Annotated in this window: 18 protein-coding genes and 1 tRNA gene; 11 read left to right on the top strand and 8 right to left on the bottom strand. The window is 56.2% G+C overall.

The genetic code is table 11. The features are described 5' to 3' along the window. The first annotated feature begins 189 nt into the window (after positions 1-189). Complete coding sequence (gene lpdA, locus ACQY5R_RS12775) at positions 190-2,328, top strand: dihydrolipoyl dehydrogenase (RefSeq protein WP_428609041.1); 2,139 nt, start codon at positions 190-192, stop codon at positions 2,326-2,328. Between the two features lie 325 nt (positions 2,329-2,653). On the opposite strand, the gene ACQY5R_RS12770 is transcribed toward lpdA, so the two are convergent. Continuing rightward, positions 2,654-2,729 (bottom strand) — tRNA-Glu (locus ACQY5R_RS12770). Positions 2,730-2,837: 108 nt separating this feature from the next. On the opposite strand from ACQY5R_RS12770, the gene pcnB reads away from it, so the two are divergent. The 7 genes from pcnB (at position 2,838) to ACQY5R_RS12735 (ending at position 10,073) form a co-directional block, all read left to right on the top strand. Next, positions 2,838-4,169: a polynucleotide adenylyltransferase PcnB gene (gene pcnB, locus ACQY5R_RS12765; protein WP_428609038.1), complete on the top strand. Its 1,332-nt coding sequence runs from the start codon at positions 2,838-2,840 to the stop codon at positions 4,167-4,169. An 11-nt stretch (positions 4,170-4,180) separates the two neighbouring features. Beyond that, positions 4,181-4,684 carry a 2-amino-4-hydroxy-6-hydroxymethyldihydropteridine diphosphokinase gene (gene folK, locus ACQY5R_RS12760; protein ID WP_428609037.1) on the top strand — a complete coding sequence of 168 codons (504 nt, stop codon included), beginning with the start codon at positions 4,181-4,183 and terminating at the stop codon, positions 4,682-4,684. Continuing rightward, positions 4,677-5,336: a deoxynucleoside kinase gene (locus ACQY5R_RS12755; RefSeq protein ID WP_428609035.1), complete on the top strand. Its 660-nt coding sequence runs from the start codon at positions 4,677-4,679 to the stop codon at positions 5,334-5,336. Before folK ends, ACQY5R_RS12755 begins: the two co-directional genes overlap by 8 nt. 70 nt (positions 5,337-5,406) lie before the next feature. Beyond that, entirely contained in the window at positions 5,407-6,204 is a 798-nt protein-coding gene (panB, locus tag ACQY5R_RS12750) for a 3-methyl-2-oxobutanoate hydroxymethyltransferase (protein ID WP_428609032.1), read from the top strand. Beyond that, positions 6,201-7,052: a pantoate--beta-alanine ligase gene (gene panC / locus ACQY5R_RS12745; RefSeq protein WP_428609029.1), complete on the top strand. Its 852-nt coding sequence runs from the start codon at positions 6,201-6,203 to the stop codon at positions 7,050-7,052. Before panB ends, panC begins: the two co-directional genes overlap by 4 nt. A gap of 190 nt (positions 7,053-7,242) precedes the next feature. Beyond that, positions 7,243-8,982 (top strand): mechanosensitive ion channel family protein, encoded by a 1,740-nt coding sequence (locus ACQY5R_RS12740; protein WP_428609026.1) that lies wholly within the window; start codon positions 7,243-7,245, stop codon positions 8,980-8,982. After that, the gene (locus tag ACQY5R_RS12735) at positions 8,979-10,073 is read left to right on the top strand and encodes an SPOR domain-containing protein (RefSeq protein ID WP_428609024.1); all 1,095 of its coding nucleotides are present in this window, start codon (positions 8,979-8,981) and stop codon (positions 10,071-10,073) included. Before ACQY5R_RS12740 ends, ACQY5R_RS12735 begins: the two co-directional genes overlap by 4 nt. Before the next feature lie 50 nt (positions 10,074-10,123). On the opposite strand, the gene ACQY5R_RS12730 is transcribed toward ACQY5R_RS12735, so the two are convergent. The 4 genes from ACQY5R_RS12730 to ACQY5R_RS12715 all read right to left on the bottom strand — a co-directional run bounded on the left by ACQY5R_RS12730 (position 10,124) and on the right by ACQY5R_RS12715 (position 16,163). Then, positions 10,124-11,581, bottom strand: coding sequence for an NAD-dependent succinate-semialdehyde dehydrogenase (locus ACQY5R_RS12730; protein WP_428609021.1), 1,458 nt, complete (start codon positions 11,579-11,581; stop codon positions 10,124-10,126). A gap of 108 nt (positions 11,582-11,689) precedes the next feature. Further along, the gene (locus ACQY5R_RS12725; protein ID WP_428609018.1) at positions 11,690-13,186 is read right to left on the bottom strand and encodes a glycogen synthase; all 1,497 of its coding nucleotides are present in this window, start codon (positions 13,184-13,186) and stop codon (positions 11,690-11,692) included. A gap of 116 nt (positions 13,187-13,302) precedes the next feature. Beyond that, positions 13,303-14,259, bottom strand: coding sequence for an acetoin utilization protein AcuC (locus tag ACQY5R_RS12720; RefSeq protein ID WP_428609016.1), 957 nt, complete (start codon positions 14,257-14,259; stop codon positions 13,303-13,305). A gap of 107 nt (positions 14,260-14,366) precedes the next feature. Further along, positions 14,367-16,163: a hypothetical protein gene (locus ACQY5R_RS12715; protein WP_428609014.1), complete on the bottom strand. Its 1,797-nt coding sequence runs from the start codon at positions 16,161-16,163 to the stop codon at positions 14,367-14,369. A 460-nt stretch (positions 16,164-16,623) separates the two neighbouring features. Here ACQY5R_RS12715 and ACQY5R_RS12710 point away from each other — a divergent pair, with 460 nt between their 5' ends. The 3 genes from ACQY5R_RS12710 to asnS all read left to right on the top strand — a co-directional run bounded on the left by ACQY5R_RS12710 (position 16,624) and on the right by asnS (position 19,976). Beyond that, complete coding sequence (locus ACQY5R_RS12710; RefSeq protein WP_428609011.1) at positions 16,624-17,577, top strand: chemotaxis protein; 954 nt, start codon at positions 16,624-16,626, stop codon at positions 17,575-17,577. Positions 17,578-17,650: 73 nt separating this feature from the next. Beyond that, positions 17,651-18,376 carry a hypothetical protein gene (locus tag ACQY5R_RS12705; RefSeq protein ID WP_428609009.1) on the top strand — a complete coding sequence of 242 codons (726 nt, stop codon included), beginning with the start codon at positions 17,651-17,653 and terminating at the stop codon, positions 18,374-18,376. 202 nt (positions 18,377-18,578) lie between these two features. Further along, positions 18,579-19,976, top strand: a complete 1,398-nt coding sequence (gene asnS / locus ACQY5R_RS12700; protein WP_428609006.1) for an asparagine--tRNA ligase — start codon at positions 18,579-18,581, stop codon at positions 19,974-19,976. Positions 19,977-20,035: 59 nt separating this feature from the next. On the opposite strand, the gene ACQY5R_RS12695 is transcribed toward asnS, so the two are convergent. The 3 genes from ACQY5R_RS12695 to ACQY5R_RS12685 form a co-directional block, all read right to left on the bottom strand. After that, positions 20,036-20,401, bottom strand: a complete 366-nt coding sequence (locus ACQY5R_RS12695; protein WP_428609004.1) for a hypothetical protein — start codon at positions 20,399-20,401, stop codon at positions 20,036-20,038. 210 nt (positions 20,402-20,611) lie between these two features. Next, positions 20,612-20,860 carry a thioredoxin family protein gene (locus ACQY5R_RS12690; RefSeq protein ID WP_428609001.1) on the bottom strand — a complete coding sequence of 83 codons (249 nt, stop codon included), beginning with the start codon at positions 20,858-20,860 and terminating at the stop codon, positions 20,612-20,614. Positions 20,861-20,911: 51 nt separating this feature from the next. Next, positions 20,912-21,973: a permease gene (locus ACQY5R_RS12685; protein WP_428608999.1), complete on the bottom strand. Its 1,062-nt coding sequence runs from the start codon at positions 21,971-21,973 to the stop codon at positions 20,912-20,914. Between the last annotated feature and the right edge of the window lie 36 nt (positions 21,974-22,009).

Genomic DNA, 22,009 nt, shown 5'->3' with positions numbered 1-22,009 from the left:
CTGGGATAAAGCGGGGCATTATAACGCAACCGAACCGGTTGATTTGAATATTTATTCCCCAGTATACCGGGCACATTTTTTATTCCGGCCGGGCGGAGCGAATTTCCGTTAAGATTAGGTGGGCCGAAAGAAAAAGAGTCGTAGCGCGGTCAACTGCCATAAGAAATCTTAATTACTCAGGGGAGAGAAATGAACCGCAAACGGGTAGTGACATTCATTGTGCTGGCACTGGCTATCGCCAGTTACTTTATCTTCGATCTGGGCCAGTATCTCAGTCTCGAATACGTCAAATCGCAACAGGCGGCCCTGGAAAGTTACCGCCAGGCCCATCCGTTGCAGACCGCGGCGGTCATGTTTGTGATCTATGTGCTGGTGACGGCCCTCTCCCTGCCCGGTGCCACCGTCATGACGCTGGTTGTCGGGGCGATTTTCGGCCTGCTGTGGGGTACGATTCTGGTCTCCTTCGCCTCCACCCTGGGCGCGACGCTGGCCTTCCTGATTTCACGCTTTTTGTTGCGCGAGATGGTGCAGAGCCGCTTTGGCGATAAGTTGAAGGCAATCAACGCCGGTATTGAAAAAGACGGGGCGTTCTACCTGTTTGGACTGCGTCTGGTCCCCCTGTTTCCGTTTTTTGTCATCAACCTGGCCATGGGGCTCACCACCCTGAAGACCCGTACCTTTCTCTGGGTCAGCCAAGTGGGCATGTTCCTGGGTACCCTGGTCTACGTGAATGCCGGTACCCAGTTGGGCCAGCTTGAGTCGCCTTCCGGCATTCTTTCGCCGGGTCTGATCTTCTCCTTTGTGCTGCTCGGCGTATTTCCCATTATTGCCCGCAAGATCCTGGAAGGTATCCGGGCACGCAAGGTACTCAGGGATTATCCGAAACCGGCGCGCTTTGATCGCAATCTGGTGGTGATCGGCGCCGGTTCCGGCGGCTTGGTGTCGGCCTATATCGCCGCCGCGGTCAAAGCCAAAGTGACCTTGGTCGAGAAGCACAAGATGGGCGGTGACTGCCTTAATACCGGTTGTGTGCCCTCCAAGGCGTTGATCCGTTCGGCCCGCTACCTGGCTCAAACCAGACGGGCACCGGAGTATGGTTTCAAATCCGCCAGCGCCGAGTTTGACTTTTCGGAAGTGATGGAACGGGTTCAGCGGGTGGTGAAAACGGTAGAGCCCCATGATTCGGTGGAGCGTTATACCGGGCTCGGCGTGGAGGTGATCGAAGGGGAGGCAATGATTAAATCCCCTTATGAAGTCGAGGTGAACGGACAGACCTTGACCACGCGCAATATCATCGTCGCGACGGGTGCTCGCCCCTTCGTGCCGCCGATACCGGGGCTGGAGCAGATCCCCTACCTCACCTCCGATGATCTCTGGACCCTGCGTGAATTGCCGAAACGACTGCTGGTGCTGGGTGGCGGCCCGATCGGCTGTGAGCTGGCACAGTGTTTTGCCCGCTTCGGTTCGGCAGTGACCCTGGTGGAGATGGCACCGCGCCTGATGATCCGTGAAGATGAAGAGGTGGTGGAGCGGGTAACGGCTCAATTCGAGGCGGAAGGGATCAAGGTCTTGACCAACCACAGGGCCACATCGTTTTCCATCGTGGACGGGGAGAACCAGGTGCAGGTTGAACGGGAGGGTGAATCACTCTCTATTCCCTTTGATCAGGTGCTGGTGGCGGTGGGGCGGATGGCCAATACCAGCGGTTTTGGATTGGAGCAGTTGGGTGTGCAGATCAGCCCCCGGCGTACCGTGGAGGCCAACGAGTTCCTGCAGACCAACTTTCCCAATATCTATGTCTGCGGTGATGTCACCGGGCCCTATCAGTTTACCCATGTCGCCGCCCATCAAGCCTGGTACGCCGCGGTCAATGCCCTGTTCGGCAGTTTCCGCAAGTTCAAGGTGGATTACTCGGTGATCCCCTTTGCCACTTTTACCGATCCGGAAGTGGCCCGGGTCGGTTTGAATGAGCTGGAGGCGAAAGAGAACGGGATTAATTATGAGGTGACCTGTTACGGCCTGGATGATCTGGACCGTGCCATCGCCGACGGTGAAGCGCACGGCTTTGTTAAGGTGTTGACGGTACCGGGGAAGGACAAGATCCTCGGTGCCACCATTGTCGGGGAGCATGCCGGCGACCTGATCGCCGAGTTTGTCACCGCCATGCGCCACGGCCTGGGGCTCAATAAGATCCTCGGCACCATTCACATCTATCCCACCTGGACCGAAGCGAATAAATATGCCGCCGGCAATTGGAAACGGGCCCATGCGCCGGAAGGTGTGCTGCGCTGGGTGGAGCGGTTCCACGCCTGGCGGCGGGGTGAATAAGCGAGGAGCAGCCGCTATCGGCTATCCTCGGGTGGGGTTTACGCACAGTATTTGTAAGGGCAGTCCCCTGTGCCCGCCCTTGTTGATGGGTTGTAGGAATTGCCAGGGCAATCACGGGGGTTGCCCCTACACTCATCCCTGGCCTCCGCGGCATAAGTCCATCCCTGAATAAAGCCGCTCCCGGCCATCCTTGGCCTACGCGGCATAAGTCCATCCCTGAATAAAGCCGCTCCCGGCCATCCCTGGCCTCCGCGGCATAAGTCCATCCCTGGACAAAACAAAAGGGTTGACAGTTTCCTGTCAACCCTTTGTATTCTCACGTATTTGGTACTCCGTAGGGGACTCGAACCCCTGTTGCCGCCGTGAGAGGGCGGAGTCCTAGGCCACTAGACGAACGGAGCAGTGCACTCAGGCGTGGCGTATTATACCCACAGTTTGTTTCGGCTCAAGCGGTTATGGCCATTTTTTTTAGCGGCACGATTCTGTACACTCTGGGCGCTGCAATTTTTTTGAAGTGCATAAGGAATCTTAAAATAGCTACGCCCCATATCATCCCTCGCCCAGAACACAATATCTCCAGGGCGAATATCAGCGAACACGCTACCAAGGTACTCTATCGCCTGAAGGCTGCCGGTTATCAATCCTATCTGGTCGGTGGCGGCGTGCGCGATTTACTGTTGGGGCGCGAACCCAAGGATTTCGATGTGGCCACCGATGCCACGCCGGAACAGGTCAAGGAGGTGTTCCGTAACTGCCGCCTGATCGGCCGCCGCTTCCGTCTGGCCCATGTTCATTTCGGTCGGGATCTTATTGAAGTCGCCACCTTCCGCAGTATGCAGGATGCCTCCGAGCCGGGAGACCGGGAGACGGAAAATGGCATGCTGGTACGGGACAATATCTACGGCACCATCGAAGAGGATGCCCTGAGGCGCGATTTCACCATCAATGCCCTCTATTACAATATCGAGGATTTCTCGGTGGTGGATTATGCCGGCGGCATGGCGGATTTGCAGGCGGGTGTGTTGCGTCTATTGGGTGACCCTGATACCCGTTACCGGGAAGATCCGGTGCGCATGCTAAGGGCGGTCCGCTTCGCCGCCAAACTCGGGTTCGTCGTAAACCCGGCTTGCGAAAATCCCCTGTTTGAGCTGGGTTCCTTGCTGCAGAGCGTCCCGCCGGCGCGCCTGTTCGAAGAGGTGCTGAAACTGTTCATGGCGGGGGTCGCCCTGCACAGTTTTGAAAAGCTGCGCCACTACGGTCTGTTCGGGCAACTGTTTCCGGAGACCGAGGAAGCGCTGGCCCATGAAGACCATGAATTTCCGATCACGTTTGTGATTCGGGGCATGCAAAATACCGACAGCCGAATCCGTGAAGGGAAGCCGGTTACCCCCGCCTTCCTGTTTGCCGTGTTGCTGTGGGAGCCGGTGCGCCTGTTGGCTGAACGCCTGCGTGCCACCGGCGAATCGCCGTTGATAGCGATGCAACAGGCGGGAAGCGATATCCTCATGACGCAACTGGCACGGGTCTCTATCCCCAAGCGGTTCAGTATTCCGATGCGGGAGATCTGGAACCTGCAGCACCGTTTCGAACAGCGGGCAGGAAAACGTCCTTATCGCCTGTTAACCCATCCCCGTTTTCGCGCAGCCTATGATTTTCTGTTGCTGCGAGCGGAATCGGGGGAAGTGGAACAAGAGTTGGCCGATTGGTGGACGCTGTTTCAACAGCAGGATGGTGATGAGCGCAATCAGATGGTACGCCAGGCCAATAATGGCGACGGGGACAAGCCCAAACGTCGCCGGCGCCGTCGCAGACGTTCCGCCAAACCGGCTGATCCGCGCTAAATAGACGCCCGATGCCGCGTCCCGACAATCATCCTGTGGTCACCGCCTATATCGGTTTGGGCAGCAATTTGGCTGATCCCGTCCGGCAGGTTCGCAGTGCCTTCGAAGCGCTGCAGCAGATACCGCAAACGGTGGTGCGACAATGTTCTTCCCTCTACCTCAGTTCGCCCATGGGTCCGACGGACCAGCCCGATTACATCAATGCGGTGGTTGCGCTGGAGACCCTGTTGGAACCCCATGCACTGCTTACCGAGTTGCAAGCTATCGAGTCGGCCCAAGGGCGTACCCGGGGGGTGCGCTGGGGGGCGCGTACGCTGGATCTGGATCTGCTGGTTTACGGTAAAGAGATGATTGCCGATGAAGAGTTGACCGTGCCCCATCCCGGTTTGCCCGGTCGGGCATTCGTGCTCTATCCACTGCAGGAGATTGAGCCGAACCTGGAGATACCCGGTATGGGAATGCTTGCTGTACTGGTGATGCATTGTCCGAAGGAGGGATTGCAACGGTATGAGTGAGGCAGCGAAATCACCCCCCGGCTACATCGTGGTGGAGGGGCCGATCGGGGTCGGCAAGACTAGCCTGGTACAGCGTCTGGCCCAGAGCTTTGCCGCCGAAACACTGCTTGAGGCGGTGGACGAGAACCCCTTTTTGGAGCGGTTTTATAACGACGGTCGTCAGGCCGCTTTCCCCACCCAGCTGTTCTTCCTGTTCCAACGCAGCCAGCAGTTGGCGGGCTTGCGCCAACAGGATCTGTTTCGTCGTGCCCTGGTGGCGGACTACATGCTGGAAAAGGATCGCCTGTTTGCCGGGATCAACCTGGATGTCCAGGAGTTGAAGCTGTATGAACAGGTCTATGAACGCCTCTCCATGGAGGCGCCCTCACCGGACCTGGTGGTTTATCTTCAGGCGCCGGTAGAGGTGTTGATGCGGCGGATTCAGAAGCGCGGCAGACCCCAGGAGCGGCGCATGGAAGCCGCTTACCTCAAGCGGTTAAGCGACGCCTATACCGATTTCTTCTACCATTACGACAACTCCCCCCTGCTCATTATCAATGCGGCGGAGATCAATCCGATAGAGCGGGAGCGGGATTACCAGCTGCTGCTGGAGCAGATCTGTACGGTACGCAGTGGAAAACATTATTTCAATCCTGCACCACTCTTGTTGTAATATTGCACTGCACAATGCGGGTGATCCGATTCCGACTAACAGTGAAAAGAGAGAAACGGAGTAGAAAATTATGTCCCATGTGACAACCGCTACACTGATACAGATGAAGCAACAGCATGAAAAGATTGCTGTTTTGACCAGTTACGATGCCAGTTTCACCAGCCTGATCGAAGAGGCGGGTGTGGAAGTCATTCTGGTCGGTGATTCGCTTGGGATGGTGATTCAGGGGCAGGAGAGTACACTGCCGGTCGATGTGGAAGAGATGGTTTACCACACGCAATGCGTGGCTCGCGGCCGGCGCCAGGCGTTGCTGATTGCCGATATGCCGTTCATGAGTTACAGCTCGGCTGAACAGGCATTGAATACCGCCGGACGGCTGATGAAGGACGGCGGAGCCCACATGGTGAAGCTGGAAGGGGGCGCCACTCAGTTGGAGGCCGTGCGCCAGCTCACTGCGAATGGCATACCTGTTTGCGCCCATCTGGGCTTGTTGCCCCAGTCGGTGCATAAACTGGGCGGCTACCGGGTACAGGGGCGCGATGATGAATCTGCCCGGATCATGAAGGAGGATGCCCTGGCGTTGGAAGCGGCCGGAGCCCAGATGCTGGTGCTGGAATGCGTCCCGACCGGGTTGGCGCGCAAGATCAGTGAGGCGTTGGTGATCCCCGTAATCGGCATCGGGGCCGGCCCCGATTGCGATGGCCAGGTGCTGGTGGTGTATGACATGCTCGGCATTACCCCGCGGCAGCCGCCCCGATTTGTGAAGAATTTTCTTGAGGGCGCCGGTTCGATTCCCGAAGCACTCAGCAACTATGTCAAGGCGGTCAAGGACGGCAGCTTCCCCTCTGCGGAGCACAGCTTTAAATGATTACCGTTGAAACCGTTGCCGATCTTCGTCACTCCATCTCCCGCTGGCGGAGTGCCGGCGAAAGGGTGGCTCTGGTGCCGACCATGGGCAATCTGCACGAAGGCCATCTGGACCTGGTGCGGAAGGCGCGATCCCTGGCGGATCGGGTGGTGGTCTCCATCTTTGTCAATCCGCTGCAGTTTGGTGAAGGCGAGGATTTCACCTCCTATCCGCGTACGCTGATCGATGATTCGGATAAACTCAGTGCGATCACCACGGACCTGCTGTTTACCCCCCAGGTCGCCGAGATGTACCCCCGTCCTCAGACCGAGCAGACCAAAGTAGAGGTGCCGGGATTGTCCGGTCTGTTCTGTGGCGCTTCGCGTCCGGGCCATTTCATCGGTGTCGCGACTGTCGTCTGCAAACTGTTCAACATGGTGCAACCCGATTTGGCGCTGTTTGGCGAAAAGGATTACCAGCAGTTACTGGTTATTCGGCAGATGGTGGAGGATCTGGCGATCCCCGTGACCATTCATGGATTACCGACGGTGCGCGAGGTGGACGGTTTGGCGCGCAGCTCCCGCAACGGTTATTTGACCGACGCGGAACGCACCATCGCTCCGGCACTCTATCGGCAGTTACAGCAGACCGTCTCCGGCATCAAACAGGGTAAGCATGATTACGCTTCGCTGGAGCGACAGGCGATGGGGCGGTTGGAGGCGGAAGGCTTCACACCCGACTATTACGCCATTCGACGTGCCGCCGATCTGGCCGAGCCCGATGCCAATGACAAATCACTGGTTATCCTGGCCGCTGCCTTTTTGGGCAGAGCGCGGTTGATCGATAATATCCAGCTGACCCTCGACTGAATTGGCTCCCTGAAACCGACTGATGCCGTTCGGGTTGTCTGTACATCCCGATGGATCGTGGTCGGCCGGGTACGGTCGTATCCGCGGTCTATTCCGGGACCGTTATTCGCGACCCCGTTTTAGACACGCATGGCCCATCCGGGTAGTATTCTCCCCTGTTTGCAAGTGGAAGCGAAGGAGTCGGTCGATCATGTGGCGTCTGTTATTGCCCGTTCTATTACTGTTATCCGGACTCAGTCAGGCGGCCCTGGGCCAGGAGAATGAGCCGGGCTCGGACAACTCGTCGGTCAAGGCGGCATCACCTCCGGAAACGCTCATCTCCCCGCGGGCCACTATGGAGACTTTCCTCCATGCCATGAACGATATCAAACGGGGCGATCCGCAACGTATCGATGATGCGGTGACCACCCTGGATCTCTCCGATATCAGTCCACTGGTGCGCCGTGAACGTGGTCGTGATCTGGCCTGGATGCTGCTTGAGGTGATGGACCGTACCCGGGTGATTGATACCCGGCGTATCCCTGCCGGCCAGAATGGAAAGCCCTATCTGTTTGCCAGCTATAAAAATGGCACGATTCGTATTGCCCCGATGGAGGATGGACGTTGGTTGTTTGAGCGTGAAGGGGTCGCCAAGTTACCGCTGATACTGGATGAGCTGTCCCAGACAAAACGGGTCAAGGGGAGTGATGCCGATGCCCAGTACCTGCCCTGGCATCTGCGTCTGCGGCAGCAGATACCGGAGCGATTCAAGCAAAAAGGATTTTTGCTGGAGAATTGGCAGTGGTTCGGTATCTTCCTCATTATCCTGGTGGGTGTGATGGCCGACAAGTTGGTGTCGCTGCTGCTGCGAATGTTGGTACGTCGTTGGAAGAGCCAAAGTGCCAGTCATGAATTCAAAGCGTTATCGGATCGCATACTGCGCCCGCTCGGCTTGATGGTGATGGCTGTTATTTGGTGGGCCGGCATCAACCTGCTTGGGCTGGGAGAGGCATCCCTGCTGGTGCTGTTGTTGGCCGTCAAGTTTCTGGCCAGCCTGTCCGGTGTCTGGGCCGCCTATCGGCTAGTGGATATCGTCGCCATCTATCTGCTGCGCCGGGCGCACAGTACCGAAAGCAAGTTGGATGACGCCCTGGTCCCGCTGATTCCGCGAACCCTGAAGATCTTTGTCACGGTGATCGGTTTTGTCTTTATCGCCGACAATATCAATGTCGATATATCCAGTTTGTTGGCGGGCCTGGGGTTGGGCGGTTTGGCCTTTGCCTTGGCGGCCAAGGATATGGTGCAGAACCTGTTTGGCTCCGTCACTGTGCTGATGGATCGCACTTTTACCGTGGGTGACTGGATTATCGTCGGCGGGGTGGAAGGCTCGGTGGAGCGAATCGGTTTCAGGAGTACCCGTATCCGCACCTTTTACAATTCGCTGGTGACGGTTCCCAATTCTAAATTCATCACTGCCGACGTTGATAATATGGGTGAACGGCGTTACCGGCGTCTCTCCTGCAAACTCTCGCTGACTTACGATACGCCACCGGACCGGATCGAAGCGTTCTGTGAAGGGGTTCGTGAACTGATCCGGCAGCATCCCTATATGCGCAAGGATTATTACCAGGTTTATCTCAACGAGTTTGCCGCATCGTCACTGAATGTGTTGCTGTACGTGTTCTGGGAGACGCCGGAGTGGAATACCGAATTGCGTGAGCGTCACCGTTTCATGCTGGATATCCTGCGCCTGGCCAAACGGCTCGGGGTCGAATTCGCCTTTCCAACCCAGACCCTCTACATGCGATCGGAAGAGATGCCGTCTCCTGCCGAGACCCACCTGGCCCAGTCGGATGCCTTTGATCTGGGGCGTCAGGAAGCGGTGGCCGTGGTGGCCGATTCCACCGGCATCGGTGTTAAACCCCCACCGGTGGTTTTTCCTCCCGCATGAATCGTCCGGTCTCTCTCGCGTTATCTCTCTGCCTTATCGGGTTACTGTGGCAGACGGTTGGGATGGCGGCGGATCCGGTCGAGGCAGGCTATGCCGCCTTCGAACAAAAGCGTTGGCATGATGCCTATGAGTACTGGGTGCCGGAGGCGGACCGGGGCAATCCCCAAGCGCAGTTTTACCTGAGCCAACTGTTTCGTGACGGTTTGGGCACCGAGGCAAGCGAGGAAACCGCCTTGACCCTGCTGATGTTGTCGGCGGAGGGTGGCTATGCGCCGGCCGCCTACCGGTTGGGCCTGCACTACCATAACGGCGATCTGATTGCTCAGGACAGGGAACGGGCACTCTACTGGTGGCGACAGGCCGCCGAGCAGGGAAATGAGGAGGCCCAGCTCAGGCTGGCCGCCCTCTATTACCTGGGTTGGATGGTGCAACAGGACCCGGCTCAGGCATTCGATTGGTACCAGCGAGCGGCGGCCAACGGGTCGCGACGGGCCAAGTCTATCCTGGTCAGGCTGGGACTGACCGATCCGGCCCGGGAACCGGCCGATCCCGGTCGCTATCGCGCCACGTCGGATACGCTTCAGCTCCGTATCAGCCACACCGCTTTACGTATCGTCGCCGGTGATGCCGCAGGCCGTCGTGACAACCGATCCGACTCGGTAGTGCCCGCGCCGCCACAGCAGAGTTATCGGCTGCAGGATAAACCTCTCACCCTGGCCGATGCCGCGGTAAAGGATCAGCTGCTGCTGTCGCCAACGGCGATGAGTCCGCCAGCCGGAGAGTGGGGGGAAGTGTCGGATCGGTTACAGGATCTGGCCTGGATTGAACGCCAACCCGAGGAAAACTTCACCATGCAACTCTTTAGTAGCGACAAACGGGAGAGTGCCGAACGTGTGGCGCGTACCTTAAAGAGTCCGTGGCGCGTTACCATTTTTCCTTTTGATCGTTTTGGCTACCGTTGGTTTGGTGTGCTGGCCGGTAGCTTTGATAGCCGGCAAAAGGTGGTGGAAGCGAAACAGCAACTGGTTAAAACGAACCGTATTGATACGCCCTGGATCAGGCGATTCCAGAACGTTCGGAAGCGGGATTGATCCCGCTTACAGTCGTTGTTGTGCCATGCAACCGGGTCTCGGAAACGGATTTAATCCGTACCAAGTCCTCCCATGCAGAGATATTTCATCTCGATGAAGTCGTCCATTCCGTAGCGTGATCCTTCGCGGCCGATGCCGGACTCCTTGATGCCGCCGAACGGCGCTACGGCGGTGGAGATGATCCCCTCGTTGATACCCACCATGCCGGTCTCCAGGGCTTCCGCTACACGCCAGACGCGACCGATGTCACGGGCGTAGAAATAAGACGCCAAACCGAACGGGGTATCGTTGGCCAGGTTGATCGCCTCTTGCTCGGTTTTGAACTTGAACAGGGGGGCCACAGGACCGAAGGTCTCTTCGCAGGCAATGCGCATCTCAGCAGTCACATCGGCCAGAATGGTCGGCTGATAAAAGGTGCCGCCTAGCTTGTGTAGACCGCCACCGGTCATCAAACGTGCGCCTTTATTCACGGCATCGTCCACATGACGCTGCACCTTATCCACCGCCGCCTGGTTGATCAACGGACCCTGCTGACTCTCGCCGGTCAGCGCCGGGCCCACCTGCAGGGCTTCGACTGCCTGGGTCAGCTTTTCGGCAAAGGCGTCATAGATGCCTTCCTGGATCAAGAAGCGATTGGTGCAGACACAGGTCTGGCCGCTATTGCGGTATTTGGAGGCCAGGGCGCCGGCGACGGCCGCATCCAAGTCGGCGTCGTCGAACACCAGGAACGGGGCATTTCCGCCCAACTCCAGAGAGACTTTTTTTACGGTACCGGCACACTGGGCCATGAGCAGTTTGCCGACGGCGGTGGATCCGGTGAACGAGAGTTTACGCACGATAGGGTTGCCGGTTAGCTCGGCACCTACCTCGACGGCATTATCGGTGGGCAACACGTTGAATACACCCGGCGGGATGCCGGCTTCATCGGCCAGTGCTGCCAAAGCCAGTGCAGAGAGCGGGGTGTCCGGTGCCGGTTTGATGACCACGGTACAGCCGGCAGCCATGGCCGGTGCGCACTTGCGGGTGATCATGGCGTTGGGGAAGTTCCAAGGCGTGATGGCCGCTACCACACCGATCGGCTGTTTGATCACGACAAAGCGTCGATCAGGTGCATGGGCCGGGATGACATCACCGTAGACACGCTTGGCCTCTTCGGCAAACCACTCGATAAAGCTGGCACCATAGACGATTTCGCCACGGCTCTCCGCCAGCGGTTTGCCCTGTTCAAGGCTGAGCAGTTGCGCCAGGGCTTCCTGGTTTTCCATGATCAGTTCATACCAGCGTCGCAGTAGTTGGCTACGCTCCTGAGCGGTACGTTTGCGCCAAAGGCGAAAGGCTTGTTCGGCCAGTTCTATGGCGCGCTGGGTTTCGGCCTTGCCGACCGAGGCTACCTGGGTGATTTCGCTATGGTCTGCCGGGTTGGTGACGGTGAAAGTCTGGCCGTTGTCGGCGGATACCCATTCACCGTTGATGTAGGCCTGGTTTTTCAGAAAGTTGTTGTCAGTCATCGGGTTATACCACCGTGGATCTGTTGTCGGCCTGGCCGCTTATATATTTCATGTTGACACTATTAACCGCACCTATCAATGCAGCGATATCGGGGTAAATGGTGCACTTCAGGAGAGCGAATATGTGATTGGGTGATCGATTGCCGCTTGATAACACTCCAGGTATTGCGCGGCCGTTTCAGTGATAGGGAAGCTCTGGTCCATCCCTTGCCGGGCCAGCTTTTGCCACCAGATGACCGGTTTGGCATGGCATGCCATGGCCCGGCTGACTGCCTCGTTTAATGGCTCAAGTGTGGCATCGTCATAGAGAAAGGCCGTGGCGTTACCGTGTAGCAGATTGGCCGGTGTGGCGTCCGTCAGGGTGTTGCGCAACGAAGCGGTGGTCTGGGCAATAGGCACGGTTCCATAACTGAGCGCACATTGTGCCTGATGTGCCGATGGGTGGCGGGTGGCGGGCAGTAGCAGGCAGTCACTGCTGGCCAATATACGGTGCCACTGGGGTTCCGTTATCCCCGGGTGGATACTGATCCGCCCGGGATGACTTGCCGCACTGTCGAGCAGTGGTTGCAGGGCCGGGCCGGCGTGAGCGGCGGCGACCAGAATATGCAGGGGCGCATCCGGCACCAGAGACTCCAGTAGCGAAGCGAGCAGCGCTGGGTTGTCGGTGTTGGAAGAGGTTGCCAAGTATGCAATGAGCATATCCCGATCATTCAGCGGCAGGCTCAACTCCGAGACCAGGCGTTGTCGGTTGAGCTTTTTCAGTTCAAATGAGGTGCTGTCATAGTGCTGTTCGATATGTCTATCGGTGGTGGGACTCCAGTACTGATAGTCCAAACCTGACGGGATGCCATACAGTTGATCACGCCGTTTTTTTATCAGGTGTGCCAGCGGGTGAGAGGTTTGATCTTCCAGTATCTCTTCCCGGAAACCGGCGCTGGTGAGCGCCAGCACGTCGGCCGTCAGCAGTGTTCCCTTTTCGTAGGATATCCGGCCCTGCCTCTCCAGGATGCCGGATTTCAGCAGCTCGACCGGTAGGGCAAGCGCGCTGATCTGATCGCCACGGAATTGGGGTTGTTCGCTTTCATGCAGCGTATAGACGGTTGCAGGACGGCTCCATTCATTTGCCAGGAGGGGAATAGCCAGCGCCGTTTCCCAGCCATTGCAGTGCAGTAGCTCCGGTTGCCAATTGATACCCGCCTGATTGATGGCCATCAAGGCCACAACACGGCTAAAGAGGCCGAATCGAAGCGCATTTTTCGGTTGCGGACGGCCATTTTCGTCGATGTATTGGCTTTCAGGCTGGTCGAATTGTCCGGGTATATCGACCAGATAGAGCGGTAGCCCTGGACTCAAATGGCCCTGTAATAGACGAGCCCCTCGGTGGGTGCCCGGTAATTTGATGGTGGATATCTGGGTAACGCTGTCGAGAGCGGAAAGCAGGGCGGAATAAGCCGGCAGAATCAACCTTACGTCATGACCCATGGTGCTCAGTGCGGTGGTCATGGCGGAGGTGAATGCGGCGAGATCGCTCAGCCCACCCAAGGATTGGATTGCGTGTGAAGCGAATAGAATTCGATATGGATTCGGTGTGAGGACTCTATTCATACTGTTCAATTTTGTCACCGGTCAGGCGCCTTTCCAGGCATGCCATCATAGCGATCGTTTATTATTGTAAAGAGTGAGCGGGTATAAAACAGAACCGCTCGGAGTATATACAACATTTATTGCGTGGGCGAATTTCCAGCTGACGCATCAAGTAAACCGCGTACCACCTGCAGCCATGCCTGGGCAATGTTAGCGTGGTTGTAGCCACCGCCACCCAGGGCCAGAACCCGCCCATTACCGTTTTTCTGTGCATAGTGACGGAGGTAATTGGCCGTTCGGTAGTGCACATCACCGCTGTATTGCAGATGGGTAATCGGATCGCCGGCAAGGCTGTCGGCACCGCACTGCAGGATGATGAATTCAGGCTGGTGCCGTTCCATGAATTCGGTAATTTGCGGCCAAATGTGAAAGAAAATTTCATCGGTGGCGCCCGGCGGCATCGGGATATTCAGCTTTGTGCCACGTGCCGGTCCGCTACCGGTCTCTGTTTTACTGCCCGTGCCCGGGTAGAGGTAGCGTCCATCTTCATGCAGATCTATAAACAGCAGTTCGGGGTCTTGTTCGAAGGCATAGAAGACCCCGTCGGCATGATGGGCATCGATATCGAAATAGAGCACCCGTTGAACGCCATGGCGTTGACGTAAAGCTTCAACAGCAATACCGCAGTCGTTGAAAACACAGAACCCGGCGGAAGAGGTGCGGCTGGCGTGATGCAGGCCGGCGATGGGAACAAAGGCCTGATCGGTATGCCCGAGCATGATTTCATTTACAGCATCCAAAACGGTGCCCACCACTACCAGTGCGATTTCGAACAGGCCGGGGAACACCGGCGTATCCGGGTCCAGCATGCCGATTCCCTGAGCCGAGAGTTGCTGTACCCGCTTTACATATTCAGGAGTATGAAAAAGCAGGGCATCTTCGGTATGCCCCTGCACGGGCGCTTTGATTGTGCACTGTTTAAACAGCTCCGACTGTTGTAAGGCTTGCCAGAATGCATAGAAACGGTCCGGCCCCAGCGGGTGTCCTTCGCCAAATCCGTAGCGTGCGAGCGCTTCACCCGCATAGACAAACATGGCTGGCGCCCCCGGGGCTGATGAATAGGCCCGAAATAGCCGCGATGTAACCGTATGGCGAGACTTTGACAGCAATTGGCCCGTTGTCTACCGACATGGCCGCAGCGTTAGGAAAAGAGTCGGCCGAGCCAGGAGCGCTTTTTCTGCTCCGGCGCGGTGTCATTTTTGTGATGTCGGGATAGAACCGGCCGTTTGATAACGCCTTTGAGGCACTGGTTGCAGATTTCGTTATACAAGGCGCGGGACTCTTTGAGCAGCGCCTCTTTATCGCGCACAAAATAATCACTGACCCCTGAGTTAAAGGCGTCGACGATATCCTGGAATCCGGCAAAGGTTTCTGCAATGACAAACTGGGCTGACTCGTTCTTGAGAAATACCAGTTCATCGATCATTTCCCGCAGAGACTTTTCCTTCTGCTTGTCCGCATCCATCAACCCATGCAGCTTGATTTTCAGAATATCGCTGAACTGCTTGAATTGGGAAACCTTCTCGTCATCCGGTACAAGGATGGAGCGGTCTACCACCACTTTCAGTTGGGCGATATTCTGTATCAGGTGATAGGTGGTGAGGTCGGAAATCAGGCTGCGCATTTTGTCCAGCTCGATTTCGCGCTCTTTGGTCATGACCGCATTGCTGTGGGACAGCAGCGTGGCGTTGGAAAAGAGAATGGAGTAGATCTTGATCCAACTGGCGAGCTGGGTTGGGCTCAGGGCGGTGGATATACTCAAGGCGGTGCGCTCGAGTTCGGCAAAGGGCTTGCTGGCGGCGTTCTGCATCTGTTTGGTGGAGAGTTCGAACACCTCTTTTAGGCAGACCAATTTCTCCAGAGCGACCTTGACCTTCGCCTCATTCTCCTCTGAGAGCTGATTGGCCGTAGGTGCCACCTGTTTTAGGAATTCATTGGTAAAGGCCAACTCGGCTTCAATCATCCGATGGCGGATACGCATCTGCTCTTCGGCGCAGAGGTACTCATCGACAAAGGTGGCCGCCAGTTTGCGTAGAATGGCCGGTTCGTCGCGATTGATCTGTTGCAGCAGATCGTTAAAAATCTTGCGCGCTTTCGGTGAAAGGCTCTCCGGCGTCTTGTATTGCATGACGTAGGTGACTTGGCCGGAGATTTTATTGTAGGCCTCTTCCTGCAGCAGCTGATGTTTCTTGATGTATTTCATCAGACTCAGGAATGCCAGGTGGAGCGAAATCTGGGTTGCCAGGCTGGGCTCGATGCCGGTCGACTTATACTCTTTGAACAGGTTGAATTCGGTCGTTTCCTCCTTGGACTCCTGATCCTTGTCCAGGTGGTAGTCCTCTGCCTGCATCAGCCGGATGATGTTCAACAGATAAGGTTTAACCGACAGATACTTGTAATTGGATCTCAGCAAGCCATAGAGCTGGTTAAATTGGCTGTTTAGGATGGAGGCGTTCTTTAACGGGAAATTACTGTAGGGTTGCAGCAGGTCAGAGACGGTCCGCCGGCCCTGCTCGATCCGAATCAAGGCGTTTTTGTACTCTTCGACCAGGTCATCGGTCAATTTTTTGCTATCGCCATGCTCCGGATTCTGGCGAATCGCCATCAAAAAATCGTCCGGCATCTTGGTCGTCAGATAAACGTTGGCCACCTCTTCGCCAAATTTCTTCTTGAGCTGTTCACCAATCTCAAAGTAATTGGCCTGAATGACTCTTTCGGGGCTGTCGGCCAGGATATCTTCCAACTCACTGATCAGGGCAGTCGCCAGCTCTTCCTGTTTGACAGAAGAGGAGGTGAGTTTGCCCTTCGCCAGTAGCCGGCGATAGGTCGCCATGTAATCAGGGGCATTTTTAATCTGATCGACGAGGCGAATCAGTCCTAGCACATCCTGGCTGTCATATTTCTCCAGCAGTGCTGTCTGCTGTGCCGATAGTTCCATACACTTCTCAACGGGCAAATAACCGATAGGGTTAGTTCATCTCTACCGGTGGCGAGACAACCGGTTACACGATAGTGACCCTGTATACATAGAATAGCCAGATAATGGCAACTTCAAACCGAATATTTAATGCAATGGGTCTCAGTTTTTTCATCTGACTAGACAGTTTAAGCTAACTGGGACGAACGCATAACATCGGTTAGCCGCCACCCCCACACTCAGCGATGGTAAAATGCGCGCCCTCATAAGAATTAAAAGTCTTTATCAGGGTGCCGCAGCTATCCGGTTCAAGGATTTTATTATCAGTAAAAACAAATGATTAGGCAAAGTATATATTGTGAATTGGATTCGACTAAAGCAATCAGCCCAACGGCCGCTATCCTAACCATCTGGAGCTAAAACCAGGGCCTTTCAGGCACGATAAACTCAGGTACTTCAACCCATTGATCGGCGGTATGTAATGGCAAACTTCATTGATTCAGTAGACAGTCGCACACAATTGGCAGGCACCAATCGATTAGAGGTGTTGCTGTTCAGTTTGGGACGCGACTCGATTACCGGAAGGGAGGAGACTTTCGGCGTCAATGTTTTCAAGGTGCGGGAAGTGATGCATATCCCGGAGATTACCCGTGCGCCTGATATGCCCGCCTCGGTGGAAGGGATGGTGAGTCTGCGCGGCAGTATGATACCGATTATCAACCTGCCCAAATTCTGCGGGGTCAATTCTGAGGAAAAGCCCAGTATCCTGATCGTGACCGAATACAACAAGAATGTGCAGGGTTTTTTGGTGCATTCGGTTGACAATATCGTGCGCCTGGCATGGGAAGATGTAAAAGTGCCGCCGGCAATGATGGCGCAACAACACGGCGGATTGGTGACGGCGGTAACGGAGCTGTCCGATAAGCGCATCGTCATGATCATGGATGTGGAGATGGTGTTGGCGAAAACCTCTGGTTTTGGCGAAGGTGAAGAGTTGTTTGAAGGCATCGAACGGCTCGACCGTGATGACATAACGGTACTTTTTGCCGACGATTCGGCCGTTGCCCGCGACCAAATCATTAGAACTCTCGATCATATCGGGGTTAAACACCTCAGTGCGTCCAATGGCGCAGAGGCCTGGGAAAAGATCAAAGATCTGGCCGACAGGGCTGAGGCAACAGGAAATAAAGCGAGCGACTATGTCCAGGTGATCCTCACCGATGTGGAGATGCCTGAAATGGACGGTTATGTCCTGACCAAGAATATTAAGCAGGACCCAAGGTTGGCGGATATTCCGGTCATCATGCACTCTTCGCTCTCTGCCGATGCCAACCAGGAGTTGGGCAAAGGCGTGGGGGCGGATGCCTATGTGCCGAAATTCCAGCCGGTTGAGCTGGCGGCCAAGTTGCAGGAGATTATGAAAGATCGTCTGTGACGATGCCGGGTGTTATTTCGACTGGTTAAAATATCCGTTCTGACATCATTGATATCTATTGGGCGTTATGGCGATGTTGGATTTCATTCCTGATCATCTGCGCCTGTTCGTGGTGATCGGCGGACTGCTGTTGTTGTTATTGTTGGCAGGCAGCCTGGCACAGAAGTATGAACAGTATACGGCCGCCAAGCGTCTCGCGGTTCAGCGTCTAATGGTCGGCATACAGCAGATCGAAGAGGCGATTGATAAGACCCGCGGGGGTGGTCTGCCGCCCGGTATAGGCAAACTCCTACGGAACGAACTGCTGGCCCGATATATCACAGTACGCCAGGTATTTCCCCGACAACCCCAGATCAGTCAACAGGTCATGCAGGCACAAGAGCGTGCGCGATCTGAATCGGAAGGTGCTGCATCGGTCAATGTGGCGGCCCTCTCATCGCTGGATGCCTTTAATCGCTACATCATCGGTCTAAACGAGATCTACGGATTATTGGCCGGGCCGGCTTTGGGACGCAGGCTCCCAGAGACGGATCGGACGGCCCATCAGTTGAAATTGATTGAATTCCAGATCACTGCCGCCAGCCGTTTTTATACCAAGATGGCGCTTGATCACGCGCAGAAAGGGGAGTGGCCAGCGGCGGCCAGAGCGGCCCGCGCCTTGGATTCGTTTCTGATGACCCGGCCCCGAAGCACGTCACTGGCCAGCCAGTTAAAGAGTGAATCCAGGGAACTGGTGGCGGCGATGAGTGATCAGCGTCTCCCCGGTGAGCAACCGGCCGGTCAGCAGCAGGATGCATGAGAGCCCCCCCCTCCTTTTTTCTAAACACCTACCGGTATTGCGTCTCCCCTGTATCAGTCATGCATGTATAATCCGGCAATCTGGCCCGCAACGGCCTGACCTGAAATCTGACCCGGCGATCTCATGATCAGCTCTTCGCCAGCCAGGCTGCGAATGGCAGATTTCCAGGCAATGTAAACCGCAGATTATTCGGATAATGGCCATGCCCAATTTTGCTATCAAAACCCTGCTCTCCTCTACCGCTGCCATCGGCAGCGAGGTGACCGTCCGCGGCTGGGTGCGTTCCCGACGTGACTCCAAGGCCGGCATCTCCTTTGTCAACGTTTATGACGGCTCCTGTTTCGATGCCATCCAGGCCGTGGTGCCCAGCAGCTTGCCCAACTACAGCCGTGATGTGCTGAAGGTGACCACCGGCTGCGCCGTGGAGATTACCGGGCAACTCAGCGAATCGGCCGGCAAGGGGCAAGCCTTGGAGATCCAGGCGTCGTCCCTGTCTGTGATCGGCTGGGTGGATGATCCGGATACTTATCCCATTGCCAAGAAACGCCACACTTTCGAATATCTGCGGCAGGTGGCTCATCTGCGCCCCCGGACGAATGCCTTTGGCGCCATTTCCCGTGTACGCACCACCCTGGCGAGTGCCATACATCGCTATTTTCATGAGCGGGGTTATCACTGGGTGAATACCCCGATTATCACCGCCAGCGACTGTGAGGGGGCGGGTGAACTGTTTCGGGTCAGTACCTTGGATTTAAACAATTTACCGCGCGCTGGCAGCGGCGGGGTCGATTTTGAAGCCGATTTCTTTGGTCGGGAAGCGTTCCTGACCGTTTCCGGTCAGCTCAATGCGGAGGCCTACGCACTCGCGCTCAGCAAGGTGTACACCTTCGGACCCACATTCCGGGCGGAAAACTCCAATACCAGCCGGCATCTGGCGGAGTTCTGGATGGTTGAGCCGGAAGTGGCTTTTGCCGATCTGCATGACAATGCGGCGCTGGCCGAAGATTTCCTCAAATACATCTTCAAGGCGGTACTGGATGAACGGCAGGATGACATGGCTTTCTTTGCCGAACGTATCGACAAGGAAGCCATTACTCGGCTGGAGACGGTGATCGGTAGTGATTTCGAATACATGGAGTATACCGATGCGATCGACATTCTGCGTAACAGCGGGCACGCCTTTGAGTTCCCGGTGGAGTGGGGGCTGGATCTTCAGTCGGAACATGAACAGTACCTGGCCGAGCGGCATGTGGGTCGCCCGGTTATCCTGATGAACTATCCGGCCTCGATCAAAGCCTTCTATATGCGTTTGAACGATGATGAGAAAACGGTGGCGGCGATGGATGTACTGGCACCGGGTATTGGCGAGATTATTGGCGGCAGCCAGCGTGAAGAGCGTCTCGATGTGTTGGACAGGCGAATCGCCGATCTGGGAATAGCGGGGGATATGGGCTGGTATCGGGATTTGCGCCGTTATGGAACGGTGCCCCACGCCGGCTTCGGTATGGGGTTTGAGCGGGTGGTGAACTATGTTACCGGCATGGAGAATATTCGGGATGCCATCCCGTTCCCCCGCACACCGAAACATGCCCCTTTCTAGGCGGCAGTCATATTTGTGTTGATCAACGCGGGGGATTACAGTACCGGCACCCGGGGCATTTAATGCTCGATTTCATCATTCTTCAAGCCTTCACGGGCTGCCATATTATTTGCCGATTGCTGGATGAAAATCAGCAGCACGGTGTGGAGTACGGCGAGGATGATCCCCAGGCAAGCGGCGATGGCCAGCAACGGGAAGGGTAGCAGGCTGGCGAACAGCAGAGAGGCGATAAAGCAACCCAGTATCAGCTGGCCGGAGCGGAAGATATAGCGCCGCATAAAGGGGCGAAGATGCAACAGGTTGTAGCGGTGGATGCGATCCCTTTCATGTCGGCTGGCGTGCTTTCCGGCAACCCGATGCGGCAACGCAAAGGGGGAGAAATACATGGCGATAAGCCGCATTAATGAATTATCGGGTTGATTCACCGTCGCACCTTCTGGATCCGTTTTGACAGAGGGATTTTCACCCCTCCTGCCTAAACTATAGTTGCGATTGGAGCGGGGTGGGGGTGCTTTATGCGGCGTTTAACCGGTTGTTGTTGCAGATCAACCGAGCGACAGGGTAATCGTGTTTGGTATCCTGGGCTGTTGTCCCGGACTTATCGTGTCGCCACAATCCCCATCCAGGATATCTCCTTAATGGGTCGAACTTCCCATCAGCCAGCCGCGGATAGCCGCTTTGGAAGGGATGCCGCCGGCGTGCACCACCTGATCATCCAGTATCACGCCCGGTGTGCTCATGATGCCGTATTTCATGATTTCGCTCAGTTCCTCCACCTTTTCCAACACAATCTCCACCCCCTCGGATCGGGCCTCTTCCTCAATCAGTTTGAGCGTGATTTTGCAATTGGCGCAGCCGGTGCCGAGTACTTTGAAGGTTTTCATGCTATGTCTCCCAAGTGAATGTCGTCAGGGTATTGAATCGTTGAGGATGAATCAGATCAGTAGATTGAACAGATAGCCAACCAGTAAAATGCCACCGGAAACGACCCCGATGAAGGTGATAATCAGCGGTAGTTTAAGTACTTTACGCAGGATCAGTATCTCCGGCAGCGAGAGGGCGATAACACTCATCATGAAGGCCAGGGTGGTGCCGAGTGCAGCCCCCTTGCCGATCAGCGCCTCGACTACGGGAATGATGCCCGCGGCGTTGGTATACAGGGGTACACCCAGCACCACTGCCGCCGGTACCGACCACCACGCTTCCTTGCCCATAAAGGAAGCCATGAAATCTTCCGGTATAAATCCGTGAATGGCGGCGCCGACCGCGATACCGATCAGGATGTAGGGCCAGACCTTACCGACAATCTCCGTGACATGATGCCAGCCGGCCTGGAAGCGTCCTTGCCAGCGGATGCCGGCGTTGCTGGCCGGTGTGCCGGTGCCGGTCGCGATGTCGCGCACCCAATCCTGCAGGTGTCGTTCCATACCCAGTTTTCCGATCAGCAGGCCGGCAACAATGGCTACCGAGAGGCCGAGTGCCAGATAGAGTACAGCTACCTGCCAGCCGAACAGACCCAGTAACAGTGCCAGGGCCACCTCGTTCACCATCGGCGCTGAAATCAGAAATGAAAAGGTGATACCGAGGGGCACGCCGGCAGAGAGAAAGCCGATGAACAACGGCACCGCCGAACAGGAGCAGAAGGGGGTGACGATACCGAGCAGAGCCGCCAGTGAATTCCCCAGCCCTAAGCGTCTGCCGGCAAGCAGGGTGCGGGTACGCTCCGGGGCGAAATAGGTCTGGATGATGCCCATGAAAAAGACAATCCCAACCAGCAGCAGGAGCACCTTGGGGGTGTCATACAAAAAGAAATGGATCGCCTCGCCCAGGCGAGTGGTGCGATCCTGGCCGATCTGCGCGAGTATGAAGTCGGCAAAGTCGGTGAGGTGTGTATAGGCCAGAAACCAGGCGGGCACGGCAAAGGTGATCCCGGCCAACCAGGGAAGGGTCCTGGAAGAGGGAAGGTCACGAAGGATTCTGGCGGGTGTGTCGTGCATCTATTCGTCTCCAAATCTGTTCCTGACAAAGAAGAC

The organism is Sedimenticola sp. (genome assembly GCF_050289425.1).
Taxonomy (GTDB): Bacteria; Pseudomonadota; Gammaproteobacteria; order Chromatiales; family Chromatiaceae; genus Sedimenticola.
This window is presented reverse-complemented; position numbering and strand designations above follow the sequence as displayed.